The organism is bacterium (assembly GCA_036504735.1).
Classification (GTDB): domain Bacteria; phylum Electryoneota; class RPQS01; order RPQS01; family RPQS01; genus DASXUQ01.
This window is the reverse complement of record DASXUQ010000005.1, coordinates 154146-171170: the sequence shown is the minus strand read 5'-3', so window position 1 is coordinate 171170 and position 17025 is coordinate 154146. Positions and strand designations below refer to the sequence as shown.

Below are 17025 nucleotides of genomic sequence, written 5' to 3'. Positions count from 1 at the left end.
TTGTTATATTTGTTGTTTGAGCTTAGTAACGTGAAAATACATCTCTCCACATATCCGCAAGGCGTTCACAAGATCGCCGAGACGGTAACGGCGCAGGACTTGAACCTCGATCCCGAGGTCTTCACAGCCCCAATTCATACGCTGCTCATGCTGGATCGGCACGATCCGTATCTGCAGTTTGACTTTGGCGTGGATACCGAGGTTCAGTTGGAATGCGACCGCTGCCTGACTACGTTTGCTCATCCCTTGTCCGTACATTCTCCCATGCTCTATGTCATGGGAAGGGTCGCCGCGGCCGATGAACCCGATGATTCGGATATCTCCTACATCCCGAACAACATCGTGGATCTCGACATCACCGGCGACCTGCGGGACATCATCATCCTGGCCATGCCCGATAAGCATCTGTGCCGGGAAGATTGTAAAGGTCTCTGCCCCCAATGCGGCGCCGATCTCAACGTCGAGACCTGCCCGCACTGTTAACGTCATTTCATTCGTTCCATATATCACCTAACCCCCCTCGGACATGCCTGTACCTAAACGACGAACCGGCAAATCCCGTCGCGATCGCAGACGGGCCAACTTCAAACTGGCCAAGCCCACGGTGAGCACCTGTTCCAATTGCGGCGCGGTCGTCGCCCCGCACCACATGTGCTCCAGTTGCGGCTATTACGGTGGCCGTTTTGTCACACCTGTTAAGGCTTCATAACTTCCCTTTCCCTCTGCTGAATCGCACTCGTTGATGAAAATTGCGTTGGATGCTATGGGTGGCGATCACGCCCCCGGCAGTCCTGTGGACGGCGCATTGCTCGCGCTCGAAGAATTGGATGCTGACCTTGAAGTCATCCTTGTCGGTCCCGAGCAGCTTCTCCGCCAGGAACTCGCACAGCGCGGACGGGATACGGAGTCGCGCATCCATATCGCGGATGCGCCCGAAGTTATCTCTATGTCCGATAAGGCCAGCCGTGCTGTGCGCGAAAAACGCAATAGCTCGCTGATGCGTGCCGTCGCCCTGCACCAATCGGGCGACGCCGATGCCATTGTGTCCGCCGGTCACACCGGAGCCCAGATGGCCGCCAGCTACATGATGCTGGGGCTCATTGAAGGTGTCCGTCGGCCTACCATCGGCAGCCTGTTTCCCATCGGCGGCGGACGGTTCACGGTGCTCGTCGATGTCGGCGCCAACACGGACTGCAAACCGGCCAATCTTCTCCAGTTCGCCATCATGGGTTCGGTCTTCGTGGAGATTCTCACCGGGAACGCCAGCCCCAGGGTCGGACTGCTCTCTATTGGAGAAGAGAAGACCAAGGGCAATGAACTCGTGATGGCCTCGCATTATCTGCTCGAGCAGAGCGGCCTGAATTTCATCGGCAATGTCGAAGGCGGCGACGTGATGAACGGCAAGGCCGACGTGCTCGTCTGTGACGGCTTCGTCGGCAATATCATTCTCAAGTTCGCCGAATCCGTGGGCAGCATGGTCCTGAATCGCCTCGGCGCCAAAGCGACGTCCAGCTCACAGATTGCCGACAATCTGAAACAAATGCAGAAGGACTTCGACTATGCCGAGATCGGCGGCGTGCCGTTGCTCGGAATCAACGGGATCTCCGTGATCTGCCATGGCCGCTCCTCTGCCAAAGCCATCAAGAATGCTATCCGGGAAGCTGTCACGCTCCGCAAAGCCGACCTTCCCGGGGCCCTCAATCGCGGCGTCGCCAAATACGACGTGGGCGTCTTTACCCGAGGCATGGCCCGGCTCAAAAGCTTCCATGACCGGCGCGATGAGTTGGAAATGAATAAAGGTGACGATGACTGATTGGAATAAGCGAGGCAAGCCGTTTGCGCGGATCGCCGGCACCGGCAAAGCGGTTCCGGAAACCGTGATCACCAATGCGGACCTCGAACAGATCGTGGATACGACCGACGAGTGGATTACCACCCGCAGCGGTATCAAGGAACGCCACATTGCCAAACGCGGCGAACGTACCTCTGAATATTGTATCAAGGCTGCCCGGATCGCCCTCGATGATGCCGGCGTGACCGCCGAAGAGCTGGACTTTATCATTATCGGAACGATCTCCCCGGATATGCGCTTTCCGGCAACCGCGATCTTTGTCCAGGAAGCGCTGCACGCCAAAAACGCGACGTGCTGGGATATCAGCGCCACCTGCTCGGGCTTTCTCTATTGCCTGTATCAGGCCGAAGCCTTAATCGCTCTCGGGCGCGCCAAGAAAGGTCTCGTGATCGGCGCGGAATTGCTCAGCCTGATTACCGACTGGACCGACCGCGGCACGTGCGTGCTCTTCGGTGATGGTGCCGGTGCCGTCGTGCTGACTGAAGCCACCGATGAGCGCGGGATTCTGTCCACCTACATCGGGTCGGGCGGTGATGCATCGAATCTGCTTTACTGCATCGGCCACGGCAGCGCGGGCTCCAACAGTTCCTGCAAGGAAGTCCCCGGCCAGCAACTGCTCTACATGAATGGCAACGAAGTTTTCCGCCATGCCGTTCGCATTATGGAAAAGTGCGCCGTGACCGCTCTCGAGCGCGCCGGTGTACACAAAGGCGAAATCGACTGGCTGGTTCCCCATCAGGCCAATGCGCGCATCATCAAGGCCACCGCTGAGCGCGTCGGTCTGCCTATGGAACGCGTCATCGTCACCATTCAGAAATACGGCAACAATTCCTCCGCGTCCATTCCGTTTGCCCTCGACGATGGCCGCCGGGAAGGTCTGATCAAAGACGGCCACACCGCCCTCTGCGTCGCCTTCGGTGGCGGCTTCACCTGGGGCGGTTCCGTCATCCGCTTCTAAGGTTCGACTTCTCTTCTTTCTCCCCTTTCTCCATTTCATGGGGAAAGGGCCGGGGGATGGGGGTCTGCCGGCACGATCGTAAAGAGTAAGCACAGCCGCTCTAAGCAAGACAATCTCGATCCAAATCAAATTTACCGACACCTGACATACCTTTGAAAACCGTTTTCCTCTTCCCCGGACAGGGTTCGCAAATCGTCGGCATGGGCAAAGACCTCGCCGCGCAGTTCGATTCCGCGCGTGCGCGTTTCGCAGAAGCCGCCGACATCCTCGGGTTCGATCTGGCCGCGACCTGCTTTGAAGGCCCCGAAGATGCCCTCAAACAAACCCGCATCACTCAGCCCGCGCTTTACGTCCATTCCTGCATCCTTACTGAACTCCTCGCTCAGCGTGGTGTGAAGCCGGATGCCGCCGCCGGGCATAGCCTCGGCGAATATTCGGCTCTCTACGCCGCCGGCGCGTTCAGCTTTGCCGACGGTCTGCGTCTTGTGAAAGCCCGCGCCGAAGCCATGCAGAAGGCCGGAACCACCAATCCCGGCACCATGGCCGCCGTGGTCGGACTCGATGAAGATGCCGTGCGCGACATCTGCTATGAACTCGAATCGGAAGGCGTCGTCGTCCCCGCGAACTACAATTCGCCCGGTCAACTGGTCATCTCCGGTGAAGTCAACGCCGTGCGCAAAGCCGTCGACATGGCCAAGTCTCAAGGTGCAAAGCTGGCGAAGGAATTGCCCGTCTCCGGCGCGTTCCATTCTCCGCTGATGCGGCCCGCTGCCGAAGCCCTCGCGCAGGCGCTTGCCGCCGCGCCGCTCTCGCAGCCTGCCGCCATCGTGGTGTCGAATGTGACCGCCAAACCGCACACAGATGTCGAATCGCTGCGCCGGTCGCTCGCCCAGCAGTTGCTGTCTCCCGTCCGCTGGACGGAGAGTATGAATGAACTGGCAACCCTCGGCGAGGTGCGCTGGTTCGAAGTCGGCAGCGGCAGTGTGCTTTCGGGATTGCTGAAGCGCATCGTCAAGGGCGCGGCAGCTACCGGCATCGGCACCGCCGGAGATTTGTCCAAACTGGATCAAACCGCGAGCGTTCAATGACTCAGGAGTTGCAGGGCAAGGTGGTTTGGATTACGGGTGCATCCCGCGGTATCGGCAAGTCCATCGCTGTGGAACTCGCCAATCGCGGCGCCAGTCTTGGTTTGACCGATATTCTTGAACCCGAACTGGTGGCCACCGCCGAAGAAATTCGTACAGCAACCGGCGCTCGCGTCATTCACGCGAAACTGGATGTCACCGACTTTGCCGGCGCGGAACAGTTTGCACAGCGCTGCGTCGCTGAACTCGGCGCGCTGACCGCCATCGTAAACAATGCGGGTATTACCCGTGACGGACTGATGATCCGCATGAGTGAGGACGACTGGGATCGCGTCATCAGCGTGAATCTCAAAGGTACGTTTGTCTGCACCAAGGCGGCCGTCAAACTGATGATGAAGGCCCGCTACGGCAAGGTTGTCAATATCGCTTCGGTCGTCGGCGTCAGTGGGAATGCCGGACAGGCCAACTATTCCGCCTCCAAGGCCGGAGTAATCGCCTTGACCAAGTCGGTAGCTAAGGAATTTGGCGCGCGCGGTATCCGCGCCAATGCGGTGGCCCCCGGTTTCATCGCCACCGAGATGACTCATCAGCTTTCACCGGAAACCCAGGCGGCCTATCTGAAGTCCATCCCATTGAACTATCTGGGAAACCCCGACGATGTGGCGCGTGTCTGCGCGTTTCTCATTTCCCCGGACTCGGACTACATCACGGGCCAGGTTCTGGTGGTTGACGGTGGTATGCACACCTGATCCGCTCTCGTCTGTTTTTCCCTTATCCACGAAACCAAAATCGGAGACTGCATTCTCATGGACAACACTGAACTCGAATCCAAAGTTCGCAAGATCATCGCCGACCGCCTCCAGGTTGATGAGGCCAGCGTGACCCCCACCGCGAGCTATGTGGAAGATCTCGGCGCGGATTCCCTCGATCTGGTCGAACTCGTGATGGCGTTTGAAGAGGAATTCAAGCTGGAGATCCCCGATCAGGACGCGGAGACCATGAAGACCGTGGGAGCCTCGATGGACTATTTGAAACTTAAGATGGACGGCAAGTAATAACTTGAGGCACTTCGAGATGAAACGACGGGTGGTTATCACCGGTATGGGTGTCGTATCCCCCGTAGGTACCGGTATTGACGCGTTCTGGGCTGCCCTCTGCGCGGGCCAGAGCGGTGCCGGTCCCATCACGCAGTTCAACCCCGAGGGTTTCGCAACTACCTTCGCCTGCGAAGTCAAAGACTTCAACTCCAGCGCCGTGCTCGATCCCAAAGAAGCGCGCCGCATGGAGCGCTTTACCCAATTCGGGTTGGTGGCGGCCCATCAGGCCCTGCACGATTCCGGCCTGATGAACGGTACCCCCAGCGAAGAGCTGAAGGGCACCGGGGTCATCGTCGGCAGCGGTATTGGTGGCATGCAGGTCTTCGAAGAACAGTGCAAGATCTATCTGGAAAAAGGTCCAAAGCGGGTCAGCCCGTTCTTTGTGCCGATGATGATTCCCGACATTACCTCGGGACAAATCTCCATCCAGTGGGGACTGCAAGGTCCCAATTTCGCTGTGGTGTCGGCTTGCGCCACCGCCGGTCATTCCATCCACATCGCGATGCGCCTGATTCAGGCGGGCGAGGCGGATGTCATGGTTACCGGTGGCACGGAAGCCCCGATCAATCACATGGGCGTTGCCGGCTTCAATGCACTGAAAGCCCTCTCCACTCGCAATGATGAACCCCAGCGCGCCAGCCGTCCTTTCGACCGCGACCGCGATGGTTTCGTCATCGGTGAAGGCGCGGGCATTCTGATCCTTGAAGAACGGGAGCATGCCCTCGCTCGCGGCGCTCACATTTATGCCGAACTTCTCGGTACCGGCGCCGGCGGCGATGCCTACCACATCACGGCTCCCCATCCGGAAGGCGCGGGCGCTACGCGTTCGATGCAGGCCGCGCTTAAGGACAGCGGCATCCGGCCCGATGACGTCAATTACGTCAATGCCCACGGCACGTCCACCGATGTCGGCGATCCCACCGAAACCAAAGCGATTCGCGAGGTCTTCGGAGCCCATGCCGACAAGCTCGCCGTGTCGTCGACCAAATCCATGACCGGCCACTGCCTCGGAGCGGCCGGTGCGATAGAGGCCATTGCCTGCATCCTCGCCACCCGGGATAATATCGTCCCCCCGACGATCAATCTCGAGAATCAGGATCCGGCCTGTGACCTCTACTACGTGCCCAACAAGTCGGAAAAACGGCAAGTCAATGTCGCCGTCTCCAACTCGTTCGGCTTCGGCGGTCACAATTCCACTCTGGTCTTTGCAAAGCCCGATTACCGCAACTCCTAATCCTTAAAACCCCATGTCTTGGATCAGCAGATTCTTTCGCCGCGCTGAGCCCCGCGTTCCAGCGGAAGTTCTCCAGCGGGTCTCCGGTCTGCAGGCCAACATCGGGTATCGCTTTAAGGATAAGACGCTGCTCGTCGGCGCTCTCAAACACCGCTCTGTGTTGCCGATCTTGGGCGAGGAGCGTTCCAAGTCCAATGAGCGGCTCGAATTCCTCGGCGATGCCGTCCTCGACTTCATCATTGCCGAGTATTTCTACACTCTCTTTCCGTCTCTGGCCGAAGGAGAATTGACCAAACTGCGCTCGGTGATCGCCAGCGGCTCGGTCCTTGTCCGCGCCGCTCAGAAAATCGACCTCGGGCAATTCATCCTGCTCAGCCCGAATGAAGAACGCACCGGAGGCCGCGACCGCGCTTCGATCCTCGAAGATGCGTTCGAAGCCATCATCGGTGCCATCTATCTGGACGGCGGACACGGAGCGGCGGTGGACTTCGTCGAGACTCATCTCCTCGGCAACTGGAAGGAAGTTGTCCACCAGAAAGAGTTCGTCAACTACAAGAGCCTGATTCTGGAACACGTTCAATCGCGCCAGTGGTCGGCCCCGGTGTATGCCCTTCGGGAGGAATCCGGGCCCGATCATCTGAAGCGGTTCGTCGTGGAAGTCCTGATCAATGGCGTGGTTCACGGCAGGGGAGAGGGCCGCTCCAAAAAAGCCGCCGAACAACAGGCCGCTTACAGTACGGCCATGCAACTGGGGCTGGTGGCTCGCACGGAGTCCAGCGATCAACCTGTGCCGGAATAGCTCACCCGCCTCTTCTGTCGAAAAGGACGTGTTTTGTACGCATGGATTGGCAGCCCAGATTCTGTTCCCGCTGCGGTGGATCGTTGGTTCAGCAGCAACGTGACGGACGCTCGCGGCCCGTTTGCCCGGACTGCGGCCATGTTGTCTATCTGAATCCTGTTCCCTCTGTCGCGGCCATTCTGTTTCGGGAAGGCCGCGTTCTGCTCGTAAAACGTAATATCGAGCCCGGCATCGGCCTCTGGTGTCTCCCCGGCGGATTCATCGAAACCGGAGAAACCACCGAGCAGGCCGTCGTCCGCGAAGTTCAGGAAGAGACCGGACTGCTCTGCAAGACCCTTGATCTGGTCGCCGCGCGGTCCATCACCGCCGGATACTACGGCAACATTATCGTGCTCTGTTACAGGGCGGAAATTCTCGAAGGCGAGCTGTGCGCGGGAGAAGACGCGGCGGACGCTCAGTATTTTGACATCACGCAAACCCCGGTGCTTGCTTTCGGCGTTCATCGGCGGTTTCTGGAATTGGCTTTGGGTCACAAACTCCCGGCATCACATGATTAGAAGCTCAATCGGTTTGTTGGCGTTGCGCGTCACGATGGTTCTCCTTGCTGCCTTGACACTGGTTCTCGCCGGCTGCAGTATTCAGAAAACCGAGCCGCAACGCACTGGCTCCCTCTATGTGACTCTGAACTCCGGCGACACTCTGCTCACCGGCGCGCGCATCCGCGTGGATGGCAATCAGACCACACGCCTGACTCCCGCCCTGATCACCGGACTTTCGGTAGGCACGCATCATATCGCGGCCTTCCGCCCCGGCTATGTGGATTCCACCTTCTCCGTGGATGTGGTCTTCAACGCCACCGACACCCTTGCCTTGCAAACCGTTCCCGCATCCGATGGCTCGATCCGCCTCGATGGCGATGCCGCCTTCCTTGCGGGAACCGTGCTGCTGGTAAACAACATTCCTGTGGACACCATCCCGGTTTCGCTCGAAGACCCAACTCTCTTCCCGAATATCGGCATCGGCACGTTTGAGGTCTCCGCCTACAAACCCGGTTATGCAACCGAACTTCCGTCACGGTGGACCGTGCAGCTCGCTTCCGGCAGCACCGTAACTCTTTCCCCGGTGTTTACGGCCGTGGCCGAAGGCCCCAATGTCGGCGATCTTGCGCCATCCTTCAAACTGCGCAGCGACTGGGGTACCACCCAATACGGCTTGCAGGATTTTCGCGGACAGGTTTGTCTCGTGTCGTTCTTCTTCTATGAATGTTCGGCGTGCGCAGAGGAATTTCCCTACATCGCGTCCATGTATCGCGATGTGCGCTATGCCGGCAAACTGCAGTTCTTCGGCATTGACTTCACCGACCCGTACAGCAGGTTCGTCCAGTACCGCGATGATCACGATGCTTTTGGAATTACCTTTCCCCTGGTGCATGATCCCCGAATGACGGTGAAGAATGCATACAACGTCTTCAATTGCCCGGCCAACTATATCGTCGATCCCACGGGGCGCATCCATCTTATCCAAGGAAGCATTCCAGAACCGGTGCTTCACCAATCTGTGGATGAACTGCTGCGCCTTGCCGATGCGCCAACCTATTCTTTCGGCATTCGGGACACGCTCCAGTCCTATGCCGTGGACACTGTAGACTTCCGCTTCGGCGGCGCAACCATGACCAATCTGCTCGCTGCGTCGCGCACATTCTTGTACACGATTACCCCGCTGTCGTTTGTAGATGCTGACACTGGACGATACATCAGTCTGTGCACATGGCACACCTGTTATCAGACCCGAACTGGAGTGTATTTACAACCCGAAAGTTACTCGCCGCTCCAGGTGGACACCGCCGTCGCCGTCACTGTCAGCCGTTGGGTAAAAACGTGGGTGGACGGAACCCCTGTGGATTCGATAATCGGCTTCCATGGCGATTATACATTCGATTTGTCAGTGCATCCTTCTGACAACCCGCGCGAAGTGACAACTTACCGTCTGCGCCTGCATGATGCAGCCGGTAGTCCGTTATTGGTTGCTGAACCCCGGCCGGGCCATACACCCGCGCCCTTCGATCATCCTGTTAGCCGCTGAATTTTGGAAAGGAACTCGAATTGAAACTCGCACACTCCCTCAGTTTGTCAGCGGCGATTCTGCTGCTCTCGTTTGCGGCTTCCGCTTTTGCCGGCAGCCAGGATTGGTCTCTCATCGATACCAAGGGTGAATCCTTTAAAATCGCCGACGCGAATACCGCCCCCACTATGCTCATCTTCTGGGCCACGTGGTGCGCTCCATGCAAGAAGGAACTCGGCGAAAACAAGGATCTGTTCCAGTCCTTCGCCGATAAGGGCGTTCGCGTCCTGCTCATCGCGGAAGACAATCAGAAGACTCAGGCCAAAGTGAAGCCCTACGTCGAATCCAAGGGCTACAAGTTCCGCGTGCTGATGGATCCGGACGGCGAAGTGCTCAAGCGCTACGGAGGAACCTCGATTCCCTACACCGTGCTGCTCGATAAGGACGGCAAAGCCGTTCAAAAATATCGCGGCGAAGTGCGCAACACCGCCGAATTGACCCGGCAACTGGATACGCTGCTCGGAGGAAAGGGTGAGTAAACTCCTTACGGCTTTGGTCTTCGGGTTGCTGCTGGTTGCGGTTGGTGTGTATGCGGAAGAGCCCATCCCCGGTGTCACCGTGGAAGGTTCCAATGTGCTGCGTTACGACGAAGGTCCTGAGGTGGACATCCGCCTGCAGGAAGCCGACTATCCAAACAACACCGTCGCTCGCCATTTCTTTGAAGATCGCATGCGTCTCGATGTCTATCGCGGTAATCTCCGCGTCGGCGCTCGCTTTCTCTATTTCCGTCCTTCCACGGAAGACGCTCTGAAAGACGGTCTGCTCGCCGAGAGCCGCATCGACAAGCGCTACCTCGAAGCCACCCTCGCGCCGTTCAAGATTCGCGCCGGTAACTTCAGCGATGTCTGGGGCAGCGGTCTTGCCTTCAGTTCTTTCGAGAACCGTGACATCTATTTCGATTCCGAACTCGACGGCGCCCGCGTCGAACTTGACGCCGAGCCTTTCTTCGTCACCGTGTTGCGTGGTACGACCCAGCCGGGCCGTCTCGTGCAGCAGGCCGACGTCACCGCCGCCCGTTTCAATCCCCGTTTCGGCGGCGAGAGCGTCGCCTTCAATTACGTGCGCGTCGACAGCGGCGCCTATCCCGAGACCCACGTCGCCTCCGTGGACTGGCGTCTCACCGGCGGCCCGGTCACCCTCTATGGTGAACGCGCCTGGAATCGCACTCTGCCGACAGTCAGCTCGCGCAACAGCGGCCATGCCACGTACGCAGGCGGTATTCTCAGCAAGTGGGGTTACTCCTGGTTGCTGGAGTACAAAGATTACGACTACAAAGCGGTGACTCCCTTCCAGAATCCCGCCGTAGTCTACCGCGATCTTGGCCCTCGTTTGCTGCAAGCGCGTGATCCGCACGTGCTGAACATTCCCAATGAAGTCGGTTTCCAGACGGAACTCTCCGGCAACATCGTCGAAGGCACCTACGCCACGCTGCATTACAATCTCGCCAGCCGCCATGCGGCAGATCAGAAGGGCATTCCCCTGCCGACGCTGCATCAGGTCGACGCTCCCTATTGGGAAGCCTTCGCCAACGTAGATCAGGATCTCCCCGGCAACCGCAAGGTAACCGCGGAACTCGGTGCCAATGAAGAAGCGTCTACCGTGTGGGAAAAACGCCAGTGGGTATGGCTCACCTACACCACGCCGTTCAAGACCACGCAGCAGCTTGAGTTCGAAAGCCAGACCCTGCTGATCAACGATCAGGTTCACACCGGCACCAAGAACACCGACCAGTTATTTTCCGTTTCCTGGAATAACGGCAAAGGTATATCGCTCACGGTAGAAGACCAGTTCAGCAACGACAAGGAACTCAAGAAGCGCGAAGGCAGCAACTGGCCTTCCGTCGAAGCCGCCTTTGTGCTCAGCGGCGGCAAGAACCGCATGAGTTTCTTCTACGGTCGTGATCGCGGCGGCCTGCGCTGTTCCAACGGCGTCTGCCGTCAGGTCCAGGCCTTCAAAGGCTTCCGGCTTACTCTCGAGACCACACTCTAAACGTGGCGCAAACGGATGACCCCAGGCGGCAATTGCCCGGCGTCGATACCCTGCTCGCACACCCTGCGCTGAGCGGTCTTGCCGACACCGTGTCACCCGTTTTGCTGACCGGTGTCGTGCGCGGCGTGCTCAGTGAGGCCCGTCGCCGCATCACCGGAAGTGGCCCCGCGCCAACACCGGACTCCCTCGCAAGCTCCGTGCTTGCCAAAGTGCGCGAACTGGAGCAGCCGTCTCCGCGCCGCGTCATCAACGCCACCGGAGTCATTCTTCACACCGGCCTTGGCCGCGCTCCCATGGGCGAGTGGGCCATCGACGCGGTACGGAAATCCGCTGGGTACTGTGATCTGGAGTTCGATCTCCCCTCGGGTGAACGCGGTGACCGTCAGGAGCATGTCGAAGAATTGCTTTGCACGATCACGGGCGCCGAAGCCGCGCTGGTGGTCAACAACAATGCGGCTGCGCTGTATCTTGTCCTGAATGCTCTTGGCTATCACCGCGAGGTCATCGTCTCCCGCGGTCAGCTCATTGAAATCGGCGGCAGCTTTCGCCTGCCCGACATCATGGTGCGCTCCGGTGTGCGTCTTGTCGAAGTCGGTGCCACCAATCGCACCCGTGTGGAAGATTACCGCGATGCCATCACAGCCAGGACCGCGCTCCTCCTCAGCGCGCATCCCAGCAACTACCGCATCATGGGCTTCACCGAATCCGTGGCCATCGAGGATCTCTGCGCCCTCGGCAAAGAGCAGGGCGTTCCCGTCGTCGATGACATCGGTAACGGCCTTCTTTGGGATTGGACCTCCATGGGACTTCCACCCGAGCCCAATGTCGCGGCGAGTCTCAAAGCGGGATCGGACCTCGCGTTGGTCTCCGGCGACAAAGCTCTCGGCGGTCCGCAGTCCGGTATTATTCTGGGTAAGCGCGACCTCGTGCGCCGCGTCAAGAAGAGCCCCCTTGCCCGAGTCGTGCGCGCCGAAAAGATGACGCTGTCCGCGCTGAACTCTACCTTGCGCGCCTATCTGAACCGCGCGACGGTGCCGTCCCGCATTCCCTTCTGGGCGATGCTCTCGGCGACCCCCGAACAACTGCGCGAGCGTGCACAACACGTGCTCCCTCAGCTTCAATCGCTCGCCGCCTGGAAAGTGCTCGAAGTTCGCGACACCGCCTCCGAAGCCGGTTCGGGCACCCTGCCCGCCGTCTCGTTGCCCAGTGTCGGTATTGCCATGCTGCCCGAAGGGATGACCGCCGCCGCCTGGGCAAAGATGTTGCGCCTCGCATCCGTGCCTGTAGTGGCCACCGTTCGTCAGGACCTCCTCTGGCTGAATATGCGCACCATCTCCCCGTCCGATGAGGCCATGCTTGTGACAATGATTACCGAAGCTTTGCGCGGAAGGTAAGAGATGTTCAACACATTGCGGACGTGCTTTTTCCTGTTGCTGCTCTCCGCCGGCGCTGCCGTTGCAACGCAGGTGGACTGGGTAACCATTGACGGCGCCATCGGTCCCGTGTCCTATCAAATGATCCATCAAGGCATCGCTGATGCGGAGAAGGATCACGCACAGGCGCTGATCATTCAGTTGGATACTCCCGGCGGTCTGCTCTCCACGACTCGCCTGATTGCCAAGGATATGCTCGCGTCCAAGGTGCCCATCGTCGTCTTCGTTGCGCCTCCCGGAGCCCGCGCGGGTTCCGCCGGCGTCTTCGTTACCCTTGCGGCAAACATCGCGGCTATGGCTCCCGGCACCAACATCGGCGCGGCGCATCCCGTCGGCATCGGCGGCATGGGCGGTTCGGATACGTCCAGCACCATGACCGAAAAAGTGGTCAACGACGCCGCGGCGTTCGCCCGTTCGCTGGCCTCACAGCGCCATCGCAATGCCGAATGGGCCGAGAAGGCTGTGCGCCAGAGCGTCTCCGTTACCGATTCGGAAGCTCTCGCACTCGGCATGATCGATTTCGTCACCACGCGCGACAGCCTTCTGCTTCGGTTGGACGGACGCACCGTGGAACTCGAGTCGGGCGCGGTCACGCTTCACACCGCAGGCGCGCAAGTCCGTGAAGCGCCGCTGACCATGCGCTTGAAAATCCTCGCGCTGCTCTCCGAACCGAACATCGTCTACATTTTCCTCTTGCTGGGAATCTACGGCCTGTTCTTCGAGTTGTATAATCCCGGGGCCATTCTCCCCGGCGTGGTGGGAGCGCTATCCTTGATTATCGCGTTCTATAGCCTGCAACTTCTGCCGGTGAACTGGGCGGGACTCTTGCTCATCTTCCTGGGTGTGCTGCTCTTCCTGCTCGAAATCAAGATTGTCAGTCACGGCCTGCTCAGCGTCGGAGGAGTGGTCTCCCTGATTCTGGGTTCGCTCATGTTGTTCGACCCAGCCCGGACAGGAATTCGTGTGGATATCGGCTTGATTATTCCGGCGTCGCTCATCACTGCCGCCTTCTTCATTTTCGTTGTGGGCATGGGCCTGAAGGCGCAGAAGAGCCGCGTGAAGACCGGAAAAGAAGGAATGATTGGCGAGGTGGGCACCGTTACGGTGGCTCTGACTCCTCGCGGCAAGGTTCAGGTGCACGGAGAGTGGTGGGACGCCGAAAGCAACTCCGACCTGCAGGCCGGAGCACATGTGCGCGTCACGGCTGTCAGCGGAATGACTCTGAAGGTCGAACCGGTTCAGTGATCCGGCCCGATCACGCCCATTAACGCAGAGAGGGAAACGATCATGTTTTTACCGTTGTACGCGTTTATTCTCGTCTTCGCTATCTTCATTCTTGCTTCGGCCATCCGTATTCTGAACGAATATGAACGGGGTGTGATCTTCCGCCTCGGCCGCAGCGTTGGCGTGAAGGGCCCCGGCCTCATTCTGCTGATCCCCATCGTCGACCGCATGGTCAAGGTAAGCCTGCGTACCGTCGTGTTCGATGTTCCCACACAGGACATCATCACCCATGACAACGTCTCCATGCAGGTGAATGCCGTCGTCTACTTCCGCGTTATCGACCCCCAGCGTGCCATTATCGAAGTCGAAAACTTCCTCTTTGCCACCAGCCAGCTCTCGCAAACCACCCTCCGCAGCGTGCTCGGCCAGGTTGAGTTGGATGAACTTCTCGCCAAGCGCGATAAGATCAACGATCAACTTCAGACGATCATTGACCAGCAGACCGAGCCTTGGGGTGTCAAGGTGTCACTGGTTGAAATCAAGCATGTGGATCTTCCGCAGGAGATGAAGCGTGCAATGGCTCGTCAGGCTGAAGCGGAACGTGAACGCCGTGCCAAGATCATCGCCGCCGAAGGCGAACGTCAGGCCGCAGATCAGTTGACGGCGGCAGCCGCTGTGATCGAAAAGCACCCGTCCGCGCTGCAGTTGCGCTTCCTTCAGACCCTCGTAGAAGTGGCGTCGGAGAACAACTCCACCACGATCTTCCCGGTTCCGATCGACCTCATAACGCCGCTGCTGAAGAAGTATACTGAACCAAACACGGGGAATGGATGATCGTGAGCCGACATAGACGCAGTATGAGATCGAGTCACCGCGGCCCGGCATCCGCCGTCACTCTGCTCCTCGGCCTGGCGCGTATCGTCCTGCCTCTGCTCGTCATTGCCGCTGCCGCCTATTGGTTCCTCAATTTTTATGGTGTGGGGAAGGGGATGGTGCGTGTCAGCACGTCCATTCCCGGCGCGGAGATTCTCGTCGGTGGAATTCTCACAGGCACCGTCAGCGATACAACGATTGAAGTCCCCGCCGGTAAGCAGATCATTACCGTCCGCAAGGACAGCTATGTCTCCGAGCCTGAGTTTGCCGTGGTCGACGTCAGTCGCCACGAGACCAGCCGCGTCAGGTTCACTCTCAAACCTGCGCAGGAAGCCGTCACGCAGGACAGTGTCGCTCCGCTGCGGCCTGTTCGTCAGGATATTTTCAGCACCGGCGTGCCGTTCCGCTCCGTGTCTCCCGGTTCCTACCACCAGCGCCGGGTGTTGGATGTTACGCAGCACAACTCGGAGCCCGATGATCGTACGGATCCGAATCCGGCCGCATTCCGCACCGAGAGTTCGGGAGTTGCTCCGCTGACCTCAAGCTCTTCGGATCTCCCCGCCGCGCCGCTTTCCAGCACTCAAATTACTGTTTCGTCCAATCCGGATGGCGCGCAGATTCTCGTCAACGGCCAGCCTTCCTCCCACGTGACGCCTTACACGTTCCGTGGTTTGGATCGCGGCGTCTATTCGTTCCGTGTCAAACAGGACGGCTTTGTCGCGCGACCCGAGAGTATCAGCGTTACTCTGACCACGGATTTTCAGCGTGAACTTGCCGCTTTTGAACTGTCCCCGGATCCCACGCTGCCTCAACCTGCCCTGACGATTTCCACCGGTCCCCTTGCTGCCGGCTTTACCGTGGACGGCAAGCCGGGTGGTGTCGGCAAGGCGTCGTTGAATCCCGGCTTCGGCCAGCACCGTATTGAATTCGCCGAAGTACCCGGATTCAAAACTCCCGCGCCGGTCACCGTCAGTCTCACCGCCGAGCAGCCGCACGCCGAAGCCTCCGGAGTCTACGAGCGCCTCACCGGCAACGCTTTTATTGCGGTGCTGCCTTCGGAAGATCTGGAGAAGTTCGATGGCAAACAGCTTCGCATTTATGTGGACAATGAACTGATCCTCGATGGACCCAAGCAGCGTTTCGATGCCACACTTCTCGGCCACCTGCTTTCCGGCAAGCGTCTCATTCGCATTCAGTACGGTGATCTGAGCACCGATACCTTTTTGAATCTCACGGACAATGAGGTCATAGAGATTACGTTCCGCGTCGAGACCTTCTTCAGCAAACGCAAGTTGCGGCTGCGTGATAAGCCCATCGTGCCCATTGAGCAGTGGCAGCAGAATTCCAAGAAGATGAATGTTCTCTCCGTCACCTGAGCCGGTCATCACGGTATGATGGAGCGCCTGCAGAAGATTCTCGCGTCCCGTGGCATTGCGTCTCGCCGTGAAGCTGAGACGTTGATCCTGAAAGGCCGTGTATCGGTCAACGGCGTTAAGGTTACGGAACTCGGTGCGAAGGCGGACCCGGATGCCGATACCATCCTCTTCGATGGCCGGACGCTTCCGAATCATCTTGCGCCGAAGGTTCTGATGTTGAACAAACCTGTGGGCTACCTGTCCACAAGCCGCAAGAGCAGGGAAGAGGGGGAGATCGTCCTCGACCTCGTTCCTTCCGACCGCCGCTACTTTCCCGTTGGACGGCTCGACCGTGACAGCTCCGGTCTCCTCCTCATGACCGACGACGGCGATCTGGCTCTGCGCCTTACGCATCCCCGCTACGGCGCGCATAAGACGTATGTGGTTGAAACCACCGCAACCGTGCCGCCCGAGTCCGTTCGCCTTCTGAAAGAAGGCGTGATGCTCGAAGACGGTATGGCCTATGCCATCGATGCCTTGCAATTGGGCCGTCGCTGTCTTCAGATTACCCTCGGTGAGGGGCGCAAGCGGCAGGTCCGCCGCATGATTGCCGCGCTGGGTCTGCGTGTCTTCAGCCTCGAACGCGTACAGATCGGCGGACTCTCCCTTGGATCGCTCCGGCCCGGCCAATGGCGCGAATTGAACCCTGATGAAATTGAGCGGCTTCTCCAACCCGCCGCGGATAACCACCCGAGATAGACAACCGTTTCGCACGAGGTGAGCCATGTTCCTTGTTGATGAAGAACACCACATTATCCACGATATGTCCTTCGTCAAGTACGAATGCCAGGTGAAAAGCATTCCCGAAGACAAGAAGCGCAAGATTCATACGCTCGAACAGGTCAAGCGCATGATTGACACCAATCATCGCCCGCAGTACAACGGCTGCAAGTATTGCCTTGCCGAGTACCATCTGTTCGACATGCAAAGCATTTTTAAGTAGGA

General features: G+C 58.8%; 19 protein-coding genes. All 19 read left to right on the top strand.

The window, feature by feature from the left end; genetic code table 11:
- The first annotated feature begins 30 nt into the window (after nt 1-30).
- The 19 genes from VGL38_02580 to VGL38_02490 all read left to right on the top strand — a co-directional run bounded on the left by VGL38_02580 (nt 31) and on the right by VGL38_02490 (nt 17023).
- Entirely contained in the window at nt 31-483 is a 453-nt protein-coding gene (locus VGL38_02580) for a DUF177 domain-containing protein (protein ID HEY3294301.1), read from the top strand.
- A 43-nt stretch (nt 484-526) separates the two neighbouring features.
- Nucleotides 527-709 (top strand): 50S ribosomal protein L32, encoded by a 183-nt coding sequence (rpmF, locus tag VGL38_02575; GenBank protein HEY3294300.1) that lies wholly within the window; start codon nt 527-529, stop codon nt 707-709.
- A 33-nt stretch (nt 710-742) separates the two neighbouring features.
- Nucleotides 743-1813 (top strand): phosphate acyltransferase PlsX, encoded by a 1071-nt coding sequence (gene plsX, locus VGL38_02570; protein ID HEY3294299.1) that lies wholly within the window; start codon nt 743-745, stop codon nt 1811-1813.
- Nucleotides 1806-2810, top strand: a complete 1005-nt coding sequence (locus VGL38_02565) for a beta-ketoacyl-ACP synthase III (GenBank protein ID HEY3294298.1) — start codon at nt 1806-1808, stop codon at nt 2808-2810. The genes plsX and VGL38_02565 overlap by 8 nt, the downstream gene beginning before the upstream one ends.
- Before the next feature lie 152 nt (nt 2811-2962).
- A complete protein-coding gene (gene fabD / locus VGL38_02560; protein HEY3294297.1) occupies nt 2963-3898 on the top strand; it encodes an ACP S-malonyltransferase in 936 nt (311 codons plus the stop codon).
- Nucleotides 3895-4644 (top strand): 3-oxoacyl-[acyl-carrier-protein] reductase, encoded by a 750-nt coding sequence (gene fabG, locus VGL38_02555; protein HEY3294296.1) that lies wholly within the window; start codon nt 3895-3897, stop codon nt 4642-4644. The genes fabD and fabG overlap by 4 nt, the downstream gene beginning before the upstream one ends.
- Nucleotides 4645-4701: 57 nt before the next feature.
- The gene (acpP, locus tag VGL38_02550) at nt 4702-4950 is read left to right on the top strand and encodes an acyl carrier protein (GenBank protein ID HEY3294295.1); all 249 of its coding nucleotides are present in this window, start codon (nt 4702-4704) and stop codon (nt 4948-4950) included.
- Between the two features lie 19 nt (nt 4951-4969).
- Nucleotides 4970-6226 (top strand): beta-ketoacyl-ACP synthase II, encoded by a 1257-nt coding sequence (fabF, locus tag VGL38_02545; protein ID HEY3294294.1) that lies wholly within the window; start codon nt 4970-4972, stop codon nt 6224-6226.
- A gap of 13 nt (nt 6227-6239) precedes the next feature.
- Nucleotides 6240-7025 carry a ribonuclease III gene (gene rnc, locus VGL38_02540; protein ID HEY3294293.1) on the top strand — a complete coding sequence of 262 codons (786 nt, stop codon included), beginning with the start codon at nt 6240-6242 and terminating at the stop codon, nt 7023-7025.
- 41 nt (nt 7026-7066) lie between these two features.
- Nucleotides 7067-7582, top strand: a complete 516-nt coding sequence (locus VGL38_02535; protein HEY3294292.1) for an NUDIX domain-containing protein — start codon at nt 7067-7069, stop codon at nt 7580-7582.
- 34 nt (nt 7583-7616) lie between these two features.
- Complete coding sequence (locus VGL38_02530) at nt 7617-9107, top strand: TlpA disulfide reductase family protein (GenBank protein HEY3294291.1); 1491 nt, start codon at nt 7617-7619, stop codon at nt 9105-9107.
- Between the two features lie 20 nt (nt 9108-9127).
- Nucleotides 9128-9625 carry a TlpA disulfide reductase family protein gene (locus VGL38_02525; protein ID HEY3294290.1) on the top strand — a complete coding sequence of 166 codons (498 nt, stop codon included), beginning with the start codon at nt 9128-9130 and terminating at the stop codon, nt 9623-9625.
- Nucleotides 9618-11135, top strand: a complete 1518-nt coding sequence (locus VGL38_02520; protein HEY3294289.1) for a DUF6029 family protein — start codon at nt 9618-9620, stop codon at nt 11133-11135. Before VGL38_02525 ends, VGL38_02520 begins: the two co-directional genes overlap by 8 nt.
- A gap of 2 nt (nt 11136-11137) precedes the next feature.
- Nucleotides 11138-12529: an L-seryl-tRNA(Sec) selenium transferase gene (gene selA, locus VGL38_02515; protein HEY3294288.1), complete on the top strand. Its 1392-nt coding sequence runs from the start codon at nt 11138-11140 to the stop codon at nt 12527-12529.
- 3 nt (nt 12530-12532) lie between these two features.
- Entirely contained in the window at nt 12533-13813 is a 1281-nt protein-coding gene (locus tag VGL38_02510) for a nodulation protein NfeD (protein HEY3294287.1), read from the top strand.
- Between the two features lie 42 nt (nt 13814-13855).
- Nucleotides 13856-14626: a slipin family protein gene (locus VGL38_02505; protein HEY3294286.1), complete on the top strand. Its 771-nt coding sequence runs from the start codon at nt 13856-13858 to the stop codon at nt 14624-14626.
- Between the two features lie 23 nt (nt 14627-14649).
- Complete coding sequence (locus VGL38_02500; protein HEY3294285.1) at nt 14650-16041, top strand: PEGA domain-containing protein; 1392 nt, start codon at nt 14650-14652, stop codon at nt 16039-16041.
- A gap of 15 nt (nt 16042-16056) precedes the next feature.
- Nucleotides 16057-16779: a pseudouridine synthase gene (locus VGL38_02495; protein ID HEY3294284.1), complete on the top strand. Its 723-nt coding sequence runs from the start codon at nt 16057-16059 to the stop codon at nt 16777-16779.
- Nucleotides 16780-16804: 25 nt separating this feature from the next.
- A complete protein-coding gene (locus VGL38_02490; GenBank protein HEY3294283.1) occupies nt 16805-17023 on the top strand; it encodes a hypothetical protein in 219 nt (72 codons plus the stop codon).
- The last annotated feature ends 2 nt before the right edge of the window (nt 17024-17025 follow it).